The following is a 13,262-nucleotide window of genomic DNA, read 5'->3' on the forward strand; positions in this document are numbered from 1 at the left end:
CCTCGCGCTGCTAGTCGTCAGCGCCCCAATTGTCAGCACCTTCGATCCAGGCGCGAATGTCGTTTCCGAATGCCACCGCCGACTCATCGATCGAATAGGCCATGTGGCCCCCCGGATAGAAGCTGAGCTTCACCCTGTCCTTCGGCCAGTCGGCCTGGGCGGCCAGATAGGTTGCAGCTCCGACCGTCGTCATTGTGTCGTGATAGCCATTCCCGATCAGCAGGCGGAAATCCGGATTGGCGGAGAAGGCGCCGTCGAGACGGTCGCTGTAATCATAGTGGCCAAACGGCGAAGACGCACCCCAGCCCCAGGCATTGAGGCCGCCGACATCGGCAATCGTCTTGTAGCGGTCGTCGATTTCCAGGCCGAACACATCCGAGACGTAAGCCTTGAAGGCCGAAAGATACGCCTCCTGGAGCACGCCGGAGGCGTCGCGCTTCGGATCCTGGCCGACATAGCGCCCGTCACTGCGGCCGAGCACCTTTCCCTCATCCTTGAGGAGTTCCACGCGATAGGCCTGCTTGGTGATGCGTAGGCGGTTGTCGAGATAATAGTCAGCCGAAATGCCCGTATACTCTTCCAGCTTGGCCGCGACGCGGCGGCGTTCGTCCTCGCCCAGCCGGTTGCCCTGAAAGAGAGCGAGCAGATAGTCGGTCTCTCCAAACGCCGTTGCATCCGCCATGAAGGCGTCGAAACTGCGCCCTTTGGCTTCAACCTTGCCCTGCTCCCAGCCCATCGCCGCCAGCGTTGGTACTGACACGGCATAGCTGATGATGTTCTGCGGACGTTGGGAATATTCGATGATGTTGACGGCCTGCCCCATCAGGAAGACGCCCTCTGCCGGCGGCGGCCCGCCCTCTTCGGCCATCTGGCCGGCGGCTTCCGCCGCACGCATCGTGCCGTAGCTTTCCCCGAGGATGAAGACCGGAGCGTCATCGCGCTCATGGCGCTCCAGCCAGGCATCGACGAAGGCCACGAATTGCGCAGCATCGGACTGGATCGAGAAATAATCGGCCGGAGCGCCCCCCTCGTCCACACGGCTGAAACCGGTCGATGCCGGATCGAAGAATACAAGGTCGGCCACATCCAGCGGTGAAGCGACATTATCGACCAGCTCGAATTCCTCCGCCGGGGCGGTCAGGTTGTCAGGCGCCGACACCCGTTTTGGGCCCACCGCGCCAATATGCAGCCAGAGAGACGCGCTGATGGGACCGCCATTGAAGACGAAGAGACCGGGCGGTTCTTCTCTTCGGTTTCCGCAACATAGGAAAAGGCCGCCAGATCGACATCCGCCAGGTCATCCTTGCCGGGGATATCGAACGTTTCCAGACGCGCCACGTAATCCACGGCCTGACCACCGAAGACGCCATGGCGGGTGAGCTCGCGCTCAAGCCCCTCGGGCTCTTCAGCCGTGGCCGGCCCGGAGGGATCGGCGTGCATAGGCTGCGCCGCACAGGCGCCGATTGCCAACATGCCGGCAAGACAAGCGGCCAGCCGGCCGGAGACCTTGCTCCGAACCGGCCAGCCCTGCGAGGGACGCTCTGTCATCAATGCCCGTTTCATCAGAAGCGGATATTCATACCTGCGAAGTAACGCCGACCGAGAATATCGCCATGGGTCAGCGTTGGATAGGACGGTAGCTCATCGGTGAAATTGGTCACGCCAGCCCGGAAAGTCACACCATTCTCGAAAGAATAGAGCGCCGAGATTGAGTGGGTGATGTTGGAGTCGATGACAGGATTGGGATTGTTTTCGATCGTCGCGCCTTCTTCGGCCTTCACGCCATCGAGATAATCCAGCTGATAGGTCAGCCGCAGCGGACCGTTGGAATAGACCGCATCAAAACGTGCCGTCCAGTCCGGTTGCTCGACCGTGTTGTCGGTCCGGTTGAAGGTCGTGCCGGTTACCGAGGTCGACAGCTTCGAAGTATGGGTGGCCTCGACACCAAGCGAGAGATTGCCGGCGTCGGTGCCCGTCAGGTCCGCGATATCGAACGCGTAGTTCAGATAGTAAACCTCGCCCCGGAAGACGATTTCCCCGGCATTGAAGGTTGTCTCGCGACCAGTAACGACCGTGCCCGGCGGGTTGGAGCCGTCGGCCGTCTGCAGCCGCGTGAAGACGGAGCAGATATCGGCCGGTTGCGGCTCGCTGTCATAGCAGGTCGCCATGAAGTCGCCATTGGTGAAGGCCGAGAGCCCGTTCTCGAGATCGATTTCGATCCGGTCGGCAGAGAAGGTCAGGCCCGGCACAAAGAGCCGATCAATGACGAGACCATACGTCGTCGTATCGGAGACCTCGTTCTCCAGGTCCGGGTTACCGCCCGAGGTCACTGCCGTAAGCGAGAAGTTCTCAGCCGGATCCTGGAAGGTGGCGAGATCACCATATTGCGGGTTGGCTGCCCATTCGGCCTCACAATTCGCGCGGCGGATCGCCGGATTTGGCCCCGCATTGATACGGTCGGCATCGCACGGGTCGATCCCGGCATTGGTGACGGTCACGGTCGTCGGCGCGAAGAGCTGTGTCAGTGTCGGTGCGCGGAAGTTGCGGCTGCGCGTTGCCCGCAGGGTCACACCGTCGAAGGGCTCCCACCGTGTGCCGACGCTCCAAACAGATTCCTCGCCTGCGATGGAATTGTCGACATAGCGGTACGTCCCGTCGAATTCGAGCGTCTTCACGCCAGGAAGCGTGAAGTCACCTCCAAGGACCGGAACGAGCAGCTCGACCGAGACTTCGTTCGTATTATAATCCCCGGATGTCGGCACTTCCTGAGTACCGGTGCCGAACAGGCCCTGCTGGTTGGCCGGCAAGGGAGTGAAGCTCGCTTCCTCCCGGCGGTGCTCATAGGCGAAGACCGCATCGACACCGCCCGCAGGCAGCTGGAACAGCTCTGTGCCCATCGTTGCTAGGATATCGATCTGCTCATTCGTATAGTCGCTGCCCGCGCGAACCGAGACATAATCGGTGGCCGCCTGGCTTATATTGCCCGCCCCAAACGGGTTGAGCGGCGCACAGTTTGGATCGTCGTTCGACGGATCAGCATCGACATTGATTGCGCAAACGATATTGCCACTGCCGTCATTGACGGCATTGAGCGCCTGGTTGAACAGCGTGGTGTTCGCTTCCCAGCGGCGCTGCTGGCCTTCGACTTCCGCATAGCTGCCGGAAACCGTCCAGTAGAAATTGCGCCCGGCTGCGTCGAAATCCCCTTCGAGACCGGCAAGCGCACGCCAGGTCCGGGTATCGTTTTCCTGATAATTGCTCGGGAAAAGATCATTGTAGAAATTGCGCGACAGCCAGAGCGGTGCCCCAGCGGCAAACCCCGGATTGGCCTGGCTCAGCGTATCGATGGCATCCTGGCTGAGGAAGGGATTGTTGCTGGTGAACATGATCGCGCCGAGGGCAGGATCGGTCTGGTTCAACACGCTGCGTGCGGTGCCCTGCGGCACGCTTTCACCCTTGGTATCGGCGAAGGTAAACTCACCCTTCAAGCGCAGATTGGGCGAAAGGTCATAGTGGCCGACAACATTGCCGACGAGCCGCTCAACCCCGGTTCGAAGACCGGCGAGATCACTGTAACGTGTGCCATCCCCACCTTCGGCAAACGGAATGCCGAGGATATTGCCCGGATTGTAGGGCACGACCGAGCCGTCCGGCGAGAATTGCAGCGGCGTGCCATTCGCCCTGGCGAGGAAGTTTGGCGGCGGGGCCGGCGCAGTGAAGACCACCCCATTGCCGTTGAAGTTCCAGAAATAGGCCGGGATCACCTCCTGAAGAGACGGGATGCCGTCATCCGGTCCGGTATCGGCCGGATTGCCCTGGGTGATGCGGGACCGGTTCGACGCTTCGAAATCAGAGAACCGCACGACCGGCGTCTTCGAGGTCTCGACATTGACGGCGATATTGCCGCGGCCACTGTCGAAATTCCGGCCCGCGGTAATGCGGGCAGAATGGGTCGGGTATTCGCCATTTTCGGCGTTGCCCACCTGGGCGTCGACCTCAAGTCCTTCGAAATCGTCCTTGAGGATGTAGTTGATCACGCCGGCAATCGCGTCCGAGCCGTAGACGGCCGCGCCACCCGCCTGAACGACCTCGATCCGATCGATCAGCCCCGTCGGGATGACATTGGCATCGACCTGCGCATCACCGAGGCCATTGGACGTCGTCACGAAACGGCGACCGTTGACGAGGGTGAGTGTGCGCCCTGTTCCGAGGCCGAAGAGTTCCGGAAATTGCTGGCCCGAGCCTGAATCCGAGCCGTCGCCCGCCGCCTGATTGAATTTCGGGCGCAGCGAAGTGATTTCGTTGAGCGCGTCTGCGGCATTGAGCAGACCCCGGTCAGCGAAGTCCTGCTGGCCGAATGTCGTGACGGGGGCCGCTGTCGAGGCCACTTCGCGGCGGATACGCGAACCGGTGATGACGACGGTATCCATCGTCGCCGTCTCATCCTCATCGCCAGCTTCAGCCGGCAGCGTCTCGATCTCGTCTGCCTGCTCCTGCGCATGGGCTGCCTGCAAGCCCATAGCCGGAACCAGCGCCACCATGGCGCAGCTGCCCAAAAGACCTTTGAAAATCGCTTCCCGTTTCATCGGCTACCCCTTCCACATCTGGCTGAACTGCCGGCCCTTGCCGGAGCAGACGCCCTCTCTGACCACTCACCACGCTAGGAAGCGCATGACGGATTTTTTATACTATTTGGCGGAGAGCACCTTCGGCTTCGGCAACAATTATTCACCACACCCGGCCTCGGGAATATTTATTCCGTACCCGCTTTTGTTTCCCCTGCGGCGCCCTGTTCCGACAATGCCGGCTGCCCGAACCTCCGCGCGAAGCCATAGTAAAGAACGCCCAGGAGCGCCCAGCCGGCGAGCAGGAGATAGGGCCGCCAGTCAGCCGACCAGCCAAGCACGATGATCAGCCCGCCCAGCAGGATCCCGGCCACGGCGAAGCCTTGCAGGACGTGGCGCGACGGCCTGAAGGCCGAAGCGGCGTGCAAGTCGGGCTGCCGCTTCAACAGCATGATTGAGGACAGGCACGTGGCCGCGTATTTCAGGATGGTCGGAATGTTCACTGCCAGAAACAGGAAGACGAGATTGTCCGGCATGAAGAGGCCGAGACAGCAAAGCAGGAAGGCGACCAAAACGGCCGGACGCGGCACACCGCTATTCTCGTGCACGCGCGCAAGAGCGCCTGGCAGCATGCCAGCCCGCGCCATCGCATAGAGAAAGCGCGACATGATGATGAAGGTCGCATTGATCGAGCTGCCGATTGCCACGGTTGCGCTTATCAGGATAAGCCAGCGTCCCGGTTCGCCGAGAGAGACAATCGCGGCATCCAGCAGAGGCGCCTCGGAGGCCGCCAGCCCCTCGCCCCCAAGCACGCCTATGGCGGCAAATGCCACGATAAAATAAACCGCTGCCGTCAGCAGGACGGAAATGGTTATGCCGAGCGGGATGGTGCGTCCCGGACGGGTTACTTCTCCGCCCACCTCTGTCGCGCTTTCTATGCCAAGGAAGAGAGAGATCATCAGCGGAATCGCCGCAAGCACCCCCGCGGTGCCGTGGCTGGCGAAAGGCTCGAAACGCTCCATGGAAATCGACGGCACGCTGCCGAAGGCGAAAACGGCACACGTCGCCAACAGGATGAACAGCATGATGGACTGGCTGATCGTCGCCGCCGAAACCCCGATCAGGTTGACCGCAAGCACGAAGACCAGAATGGCCAGCATGGTCGGCTTCAGGGGAACATCGATCGCGGTCCCGAGATAGGAGACCAGAACCATGGTCAGGACAATGACCGCCGCCGTACTGCCCGCAATCCTGAGCCAGCTTATAAGGAAGCCGAGGAAGGGGTGCACGAAGCGGCGTGGCCACTCAAAAGAGGCCCCCGTGACAGGCACGGCCGCCCCCATGAAAGCATAGACGACGCCAAAAACAATCATCGGCACCATGGCAAACAGCATGGAAACCAGCATGGCCGGCCCGGCGAGGGCAGCGGCCGGCGCCAGGATAGAAAAGACCGAGACCCCGATTGCTGTTCCCAGGCCAAGCGCCACCACCCCTGTCACGCCGACGGTGCGCTTCAGGTCACTGGCTGTTTCGGGCAATCTTGCCATCAGGCGATCCGCTGGCTTTCGGCATATTTCTGCTGATACTCGCTAAGCCCGGCAGCCAGCCGCTCAAGCCCCTTGCGCAGCTCTGCCTCTTCCAGTGCATAGCCAATGCGGACATGACCGGCCATGCCAAAACATTCTCCCGGCACGACCACCACGCCGTGCCGCGCAATCAGCCAGCGCGACAGCGCCATTGTGTCGCCGATTCCGACGACTTTCGGGAAACAGGTGCAACCCTCCACCGGAAGCGCAATTTCGATCAGCTTCCGGGCGGCCATGTCCTCGAACGCTGCTTCGGCAATCGGGCGGGCTGTCTCCATATGCCCCACCCGCCAGGCATCATAGGCCGGCGCACGGGCCAGAACTTCGGCCGCGACGGAATGGGAAAATTTCGAGACCGAGAAATCCACCCGGTCGCAATGCGCCTTGAGCCGCGCCATTGTCTCGCCCGCCGCGAACAGCCAGCCACAGCGCAACGTGCTCAACCCGAAGATCTTCGTCATGCTGCCGATACGGACGACGTTCGGATACTGTTCGGGATCCAGGCCCGGCACCGCTCTTTCATGATAGTCGCGATAGACCTCGTCCACCAGCAGGTAGACATCCCGCTTTCGCAGCGCCTCGGCGAGGCGGGCGAGCTCGTCGTCGGGAACGAGCGCGCCGCTTGGGTTGTGCAGATTGCTCACCACAACCATGCGCGTGCGGGATGTCAGTTGCTGCAACACCATGTCGGTGGAAAGGGAAAAATGCGGGGCCTTGCGCTCGAAAAACGCGGTCTCCATTCCGGCATCGTCAGCATAATTCGCGAAGATGTCGAAGCCCGGACGCTCGACCAGAACCTGATCACCCCGGTTCAGAAGGGCTGGATAGGCAAGCTGTACGGCAGAAGTTGCGCCGGTGGTGCAATGGATATTGCGGACCGGCATGGCGTAACGCTCTGACAATCGCACCGCCAGGTCCGGATTGCTGCGCATGAAGACGCTCTGATAGCTTGCCGGCACGCCATGCCTGAAAGCCTGCGAGACGGTGTCGGCCAGCATCGCGGTTGGCTCGCGGACAGAACTTTCAAAGAGCCCGATCTTGCCCGGAGCGCCACTGCGTATCAGGCCGAGCGCATCGCGCACCCAATGGGCATAGCTGACCCAGCTTACCTCATCCGTTTTCAAACCCGGTGCATCCACTTGTGCTGATCCCATTTCTGCCATCCGGCCTGGACCGGACATCTCAACCCGGACGACATTACGCCCGACCGGGAGATTTTTTATGCAAAGGCCCCAAGGCGGAGCCGCCAACGCGCATAAATGTTCTGCATCGGCGTCTGGCGTATACAGGCCTTTCCCCGCGTGTTTCCTACTCGCTCCCGCCGCTGACGAAGCAATCCGACGGCGCGACATCACCGGCCGGCTCCCACTGCATGGCCGGATAGGTTTCCCCGTCTTTCTCGATGCTGGTGCGCACCCCCTTCACACAACGCCCGAAGCTGTCAGAAGCCGGGAAGAGAACCTTGCCCTCGACGTGAACCGCGTTGTGAAAGGCCGTTTCATCCTCGCCTGTCGCCGCACTGACGAGAGCGCGCCATTTGTCGGGCGTCAGCGAAATCTCGCCGGACTCGCGCTGCCGGAAGACCTTGCTCATGAAATCGTGGAGACCATGCGCCCCGCCGCTTGCGGCCCGCAGCCGGGAGTCGAGATCGGCAAAGTAGAGCGCACCGCGCTGATAGGGAACGTGACGGATCTCACCATCCCCGAAGCCCACTTCCTTGATCTCGCTGATTGACCAGTCGCGGGCCTTGTTTGTGTAGAAGTTCCGGCTGAGGCGGTTGAGCCCCTCGAGATAGTCGTCAAACGAAATCTCTCCGGCACGAAATGGAAGGGTATACTGGTAATAGGTCGTCAGCCCCTCCGAGAACCAGTTCTCGTCAATCGATCCGCCCTCGACGAACCCGACCCACTGGTGCAGGAGTTCGTGCACGAACACGGACCGGATATCCCTGTAATCACTGTCCTCCTCTGGCGTGACCGGCCCCCGCGAGAGCATGAAGGAATTGGCCAGTGCCGTACCGCCGCCATAGGGCGGAGTCTGCAGCAGACGCATAAAGACACGGTATTCCGGGGCGGGATCTAGATGATCGAAATAGGTCTCGAAATAGTCGTACATCTTGGCGGTAAACGCCATTTCTTCATATTCATCAAAAGGAAAATCCCCCAGCCAGTAGGCATGGAAGTCGCCCTGCGTGATGTCTTCGGGATAATGCCCGGTCGGACCGGCCATGTACCAGCCCTGCATGATATTGGCCGGCGGACCATCAACGCGTGATTTGCCTTCTCCAAAGGTGGTCACGCCCACTGACGGGGCATCGAATTCCGAGAGATCCCACGCCAGCACCGATTGCGTGGACGCGGCATTGGACGGCACGATCATGAAGCCTGCCCCTGCCCCGCTTATCCCTCCGGCCGAGGGCCGAATCCCGAAAGCCGGACCACCGGGGCTGCCTTCCGGCTGGATAAGTGCGCGGTAGCTGATCTCGACCGGAAACGTTACCTCACGGGTCGCCGTCCAGTGCCGGAAATAGGGATAGCCGCCGGGGACCGGCTCATCATCCTCGGTCGCGAAGGTGACAGGGCCATTGGCATCGCTCACCTCAAGGCCGGTGATCCGGTCGGCTATGCCAGTGACGTTCACATAGACGATTGGCGCCATCAGCTGGAGCGTCTCTTCCCCCTCGGCCAAGCCGCCCGTAAGCCTGGACGACACCTCAATCGCCTCAACAGTGCCATCGCTGGTGACGTCCGGCTTGAGTGTGAGGTTATATTGCGCAGTCGTCTCAGGCTGTATTTGTGCGGTGGCCGGCCGGGCAAGCTGGCAAGCCGCCAGGGCAAGCCCGGGCACAATCATCAGGGCGATTTCAAAAAGCTGGCCCGTCCATCCGGACGTCGTCGCTGCGGTCTCTGTCCTTCGCATATCGCTCATCATGATCAGCCTCCGGCGGTCCTGGGTCGAGAGTTTCTTGTCCCATTGCGCCGGAACAAGAGCTATTCGAACCGTTCGAAGGGAAGACCGTGTTCGGCATGAAATTCAGCTCAACCACAGCATGGCGGCATAGCTGTTGCGCAGCAGCGTCTACTCCGGCAGAGCCATGCAGGATGCAAAGGTCTCATGCATAAAATTTGTCTGCCATCGCAGTCTGCAGGCGCGATACGCTTAAACAATCCCGGCCGGCTGCCTAGGCTGGAAAGTCAAAGCCGACACGTCCAGATCATGGAGACCGCCTGATGTGCCCTCGCCTCTTCCGCAAATGCTCCCTCCAACTGTCTGCAGCGGCCAGCGGGCTCGGCCTGCTCGGCCTGTCAGCCTGCGAAACGCATGAGCCGGCGGTTGCTCCGGTGGCAGACAAGACTGACACAATGGAGATCCGTCTGTCGCCGCAGCTCAAGGGAAGCGATGAGGTCCAGTCCATCGCAATGGCCATCGACCTGTCGGCCCCGGATCTAGAGGCCGGCGAGACCTTCCTCACCATGGCCATTGTCCGTGTCATGGCACCAACCGCCCTCACCGATCCGGAAAGCCTGACCGTCACGGATGATTTGGGCTCCGTCCCGCTGACTATTGAGGAAGATCCCGAAGATCCATCCGATTTCCGGCAGGACCGGCGCTGGCTGGTCGACCGCGACACGGCAGGCGATGTTGAAATCCGCTATACGATCGAGCCGCGCATCATCACCGCCGACACCCGCCCCGGCCCGCTGATCGATACCCGCACAGAGCTCTGGGGCATCTACGGCTCCGGCAATACCATGCTCGCCCTGCCGGAAGACGGCTGGCCACGCGACGTGCGTGTCGAGTGGGATCTCTCCGACATGCCGGAGGGCGCCCGGGCCGCCTCCAGTCTGGGCCTCGGCACGGCCGAAGCCCTGGTCACGCAGGAAAATCTCAACAACACCTTCTTCATGGCAGGGCCACTCAAGAGCCAGCCAGAAAGCGGCACCGGCGATTTTGTCGTCTACTGGATGACGCCGGCCGCGTTCGATCTCAAGGGCGCCGCAACGTGGACGGAACAGGCCTATGACTACTTCTCGAACTTCTTCGGACAGGACGCCGATGCCTTCCGCGTCTTCATGCGTACGACAGAGCGTTTCCAGGGCGGTGGCGGAGGCGGCTACAACTCCTTCATCTTCGGCACCGTCGAGGGCGAGGACCGTGATCCCGACGAGGTTCGCTCGTTGCTCGCCCATGAGGCCCTCCACCATTTCGTCGGCAGTTATGGCGATGGTGGCGGAGCGGGCGGCCAGCAATGGTATTCCGAGGGCGCGACCTCGTACTACACGATCGTCCTGCCCCATCGTGCCAGCTTGACCAGCCTCGACCAGTTCATCGACGCCTTCAACGCGCATGCGCTCAACTACTACACCAACCCGCAAAGCGGTCTTTCCAATGAGGAGGTAACCGCACGGTTCTTCTCCGATTCCAATGCGCAGGTCGTGCCCTATAATCGCGGCCCCCTCTACTTTGCACTGACAGACTACCGCATGCGCCAGGCAAGCCATGGCGAGAAGCGTGTGGACGACCTGATCTTCCGCTTCATCGCAGAGCGCGGCGAGGCCGAGGCTCCGGTCGCCTTCTGGCGGGAGGTCGTGACCGATGCGCTGGGCGAGGCCGGTGGCGAGGAATTCGACGCAATGATGCGCGGCGCGCCGCTGGACCTGCCCAAGGATCTGTTCGGCCCTTGCTTCGACGGCAGGAGCAAAACCTTGCAGGATTTCGCGCGTGGCTTCCGCCCGTATGAAGACAAGGCGGGTCGCACACGCATCGGCCCCGTCACACCTGGTTCTCCGGCCGGCCAGGCTGGCCTGAGGCGCTATGACATCATCACCAATCCGGAAACACTCGAAGCGGCAGAACAAGCTGAGCCGGGCACCAGTGTCACGCTCGATATCCGTCGTGAGGGCGCCCCGCTCACCGTGACATACACCCCCTGGACGCAGCCAGTCGAAGGCCTGCAATGGCAACTGGCCGACGAAACGCCATCAGAGTGTCATCTGTAGGCTCGGGCAAGCCCTTGCCAGGACCGGTAAGGGCTCACCGCCCCTGCTCCACCCCAAGCCGGAATCCTGGAAAACCACAATCCGGAAAAGCGGGGGGCGGCGATCGGGAAAACAAGTCGGGCCTTCGCTGGATTTGCCCGTTGACCTAATCACGCGAGCGCCGTATCACCCCGCCTTCCGAACCCTGAATGCCCAGGTGGCGGAATTGGTAGACGCGCACGGTTCAGGTCCGTGTGTCTCACGACGTGGAGGTTCGAGTCCTCTCCTGGGCACCATTGCTTTTTCCGAGACAGTCCGAAAAGCTCCACAATCCCTTCTAAAATAGGCATATTTAGACGAAATCTCGGCGGATAGTGTCCGGCGAGGCGCGGGTATGTCCGTTGGCATGCGGGTATTTTGTGGGTAGATTTGAGGGTATCCGGGGTTTTGCTACCCGCTCTGCTGCTCACGATACCCGCACATGCCGCTTACAGATATCCAGCTTCGCCAACTCAAGCCGCGTGAAAAGGACTACAAGACGGCCGATGGCGGCGGGCTTTATGTCCATGTCAGCAAGACTGGCTCCCGACTCTGGCGGTTTCGGTATCGCTTCGACGGCAAGCAGAAGCTTCTGGCCTTCGGCGCCTATCCGGCGATCAGCCTGGCGCGGGCGCGCGAATTGCGGGCCGAAGCAAAGACGCTGCTGGCAGAGGGGATAGATCCTGCTGCGCATGCCAAAGCCGAGAAGGCGCAACAGGCCGCGCTGACGGAACATACGTTCGAAAAGATCGCCGCCGAGCTTGTCGAGAAGCTCCGCAAGGAAGGCAAGGCTGACGTGACGCTGACCAAGAAGCAGTGGCTTCTGGATATGGCGAACGCTGATTTTGGCGATCGGCCGATTACCGCGATCACGGCGGCCGACATTCTGACAACGCTGCGCAAGGTCGAGGCCAAGGGCAACTATGAGACTGCCAAGCGGCTTCGCTCCACGATCGGGCAGGTGTTCCGCTATGCGATCGCCACGGCGCGGGCTGAAAACGACCCGACATATGGGCTACGTGGCGCACTGGTCGCGCCCAAGGTTTCGCATATGGCGGCAATCACGGATTGGGATGGCTTTGGCGACCTGATCCGCGCGATCTGGGATTATGAAGGCGGCTCGCCCTCGACGCGGGCGGCGCTGAAGCTAATGGCGCTTTTGTACACGCGACCCGGCGAATTGCGCCTCGCGCTTTGGGATGAGTTCGATTTGGAGAAGAGCACTTGGACCATCCCGGCGGCGCGAACGAAGATGCGGCGCGAGCATACAAAGCCATTGCCGTCTCTGGCGGTTGATATCCTGAAGACCCTGCGAGCCGAGACGGGCAGCAATTACCGCGTCTTCCCGTCATCCATCGCACGCGACAAGCCGATCAGTGAGAACACGCTTAATCAGGCGCTCCGCCGCATGGGTTTTGATAAGCACGAGCACACTTCGCACGGCTTCAGGGCCACCGCCTCAAGCCTTCTGAATGAAAGCGGTCTCTGGAACGCGGACGCGATTGAAGCCGAGCTCGGGCATGTCGGCGCAGACGAAGTACGCCGCGCTTATCATCGCGCCCGCTATTGGGATGAACGCGTGAGGATGGCGGATTGGTGGGCAAACCAAATCACGAAAACGATTTCCACAGCGCGACTCTGATTTGTGGAGGACAGAACAAACGCAGAAAATTTGCGGAAATCAACCCTTCCACGCCTTTGCTGCACCCTATAGATTGTACTCGGATTGTATAGGAGCACCAGATATGGGCGCCAAGCGATGTTTAGAAGATTTTGAAAGCCCTGACCCTGATTGGGACCCAGTATTCGATAAGGCGCCGCCGGATGCGTGGTCGCGATATAGGAACGTCTCAAAGTTCTGGCTGCTGTGCGATGAGTTGAAAGTGCAAGACGCAGCGCTCCTGGTCCTTGGGCTGGAGCCACACCGGCGCGATCTGCGGCACCCGCTACGCGCAAACGGCTCGGACTTCCACCAGCGCAAATGCCCGCACTGCCAGGGCGGCATGCCGGGACTGGATATTTCGGAGTGGCTCAAAACCTTCAAATCTTGACATGACAATGCAAATGCATTACCTGTCGTGATGTCGAAAGGA

General features: G+C 61.0%; 9 protein-coding genes and 1 tRNA gene. 4 read left to right on the forward strand and 6 right to left on the reverse strand.

Going from position 1 to position 13,262, the window contains the following annotated elements; translation table 11 throughout:
- Positions 1-10: 10 nt before the first annotated feature.
- The 6 genes from B8784_RS05205 to B8784_RS05230 all read right to left on the reverse strand — a co-directional run bounded on the left by B8784_RS05205 (position 11) and on the right by B8784_RS05230 (position 9,082).
- Positions 11-1,207, reverse strand: a complete 1,197-nt coding sequence (locus B8784_RS05205) for a S10 family serine carboxypeptidase-like protein (RefSeq protein ID WP_084396541.1) — start codon at positions 1,205-1,207, stop codon at positions 11-13.
- Positions 1,138-1,548 carry a hypothetical protein gene (locus tag B8784_RS05210; protein ID WP_084396542.1) on the reverse strand — a complete coding sequence of 137 codons (411 nt, stop codon included), beginning with the start codon at positions 1,546-1,548 and terminating at the stop codon, positions 1,138-1,140. The genes B8784_RS05205 and B8784_RS05210 overlap by 70 nt, the downstream gene beginning before the upstream one ends.
- A 14-nt stretch (positions 1,549-1,562) precedes the next feature.
- On the reverse strand, positions 1,563-4,541 hold the full coding sequence (locus B8784_RS05215; RefSeq protein ID WP_233355979.1) for a TonB-dependent receptor domain-containing protein: 2,979 nt from the start codon (positions 4,539-4,541) through the stop codon (positions 1,563-1,565).
- Between the two features lie 212 nt (positions 4,542-4,753).
- Positions 4,754-6,112 carry an APC family permease gene (locus B8784_RS05220; RefSeq protein ID WP_084396544.1) on the reverse strand — a complete coding sequence of 453 codons (1,359 nt, stop codon included), beginning with the start codon at positions 6,110-6,112 and terminating at the stop codon, positions 4,754-4,756.
- Positions 6,112-7,305, reverse strand: a complete 1,194-nt coding sequence (locus B8784_RS05225; RefSeq protein ID WP_158085583.1) for a pyridoxal phosphate-dependent aminotransferase — start codon at positions 7,303-7,305, stop codon at positions 6,112-6,114. The genes B8784_RS05220 and B8784_RS05225 overlap by 1 nt, the downstream gene beginning before the upstream one ends.
- A gap of 154 nt (positions 7,306-7,459) precedes the next feature.
- On the reverse strand, positions 7,460-9,082 hold the full coding sequence (locus tag B8784_RS05230) for a M61 family metallopeptidase (RefSeq protein ID WP_084396546.1): 1,623 nt from the start codon (positions 9,080-9,082) through the stop codon (positions 7,460-7,462).
- Between the two features lie 299 nt (positions 9,083-9,381).
- On the opposite strand from B8784_RS05230, the gene B8784_RS05235 reads away from it, so the two are divergent.
- From B8784_RS05235 to B8784_RS05250, 4 genes are all read left to right on the forward strand, one after another.
- The gene (locus B8784_RS05235) at positions 9,382-11,151 is read left to right on the forward strand and encodes a M61 metallopeptidase family protein (protein ID WP_084396547.1); all 1,770 of its coding nucleotides are present in this window, start codon (positions 9,382-9,384) and stop codon (positions 11,149-11,151) included.
- A 190-nt stretch (positions 11,152-11,341) separates the two neighbouring features.
- Positions 11,342-11,426: transfer RNA gene (locus B8784_RS05240), tRNA-Leu, on the forward strand.
- A gap of 185 nt (positions 11,427-11,611) precedes the next feature.
- Positions 11,612-12,811, forward strand: a complete 1,200-nt coding sequence (locus B8784_RS05245) for a tyrosine-type recombinase/integrase (RefSeq protein ID WP_084396548.1) — start codon at positions 11,612-11,614, stop codon at positions 12,809-12,811.
- Positions 12,812-12,914: 103 nt separating this feature from the next.
- Complete coding sequence (locus tag B8784_RS05250) at positions 12,915-13,220, forward strand: hypothetical protein (protein ID WP_084396549.1); 306 nt, start codon at positions 12,915-12,917, stop codon at positions 13,218-13,220.
- Positions 13,221-13,262: the final 42 nt, after the last annotated feature.

This window comes from Henriciella aquimarina (assembly GCF_002088975.1).
Taxonomy (GTDB): Bacteria; Pseudomonadota; Alphaproteobacteria; order Caulobacterales; family Hyphomonadaceae; genus Henriciella; species Henriciella aquimarina.

What these genes read in the sequence shown, in the direction of transcription:
- B8784_RS05250 (WP_084396549.1), top strand. Translation starts at nt 12,915, where the DNA reads ATGGGCGCCAAGCGATGTTTAGAAGATTTTGAAAGCCCTGACCCTGAT.
- B8784_RS05225 (WP_158085583.1), bottom strand. Translation starts at nt 7,305, where the DNA reads ATGGGATCAGCACAAGTGGATGCACCGGGTTTGAAAACGGATGAGGTA.
- B8784_RS05235 (WP_084396547.1), top strand. Translation starts at nt 9,382, where the DNA reads ATGTGCCCTCGCCTCTTCCGCAAATGCTCCCTCCAACTGTCTGCAGCG.
- B8784_RS05230 (WP_084396546.1), bottom strand. Translation starts at nt 9,082, where the DNA reads ATGATGAGCGATATGCGAAGGACAGAGACCGCAGCGACGACGTCCGGA.
- B8784_RS05210 (WP_084396542.1), bottom strand. Translation starts at nt 1,548, where the DNA reads ATGACAGAGCGTCCCTCGCAGGGCTGGCCGGTTCGGAGCAAGGTCTCC.
- B8784_RS05215 (WP_233355979.1), bottom strand. Translation starts at nt 4,541, where the DNA reads ATGGTGGCGCTGGTTCCGGCTATGGGCTTGCAGGCAGCCCATGCGCAG.
- B8784_RS05220 (WP_084396544.1), bottom strand. Translation starts at nt 6,112, where the DNA reads ATGGCAAGATTGCCCGAAACAGCCAGTGACCTGAAGCGCACCGTCGGC.
- B8784_RS05245 (WP_084396548.1), top strand. Translation starts at nt 11,612, where the DNA reads ATGCCGCTTACAGATATCCAGCTTCGCCAACTCAAGCCGCGTGAAAAG.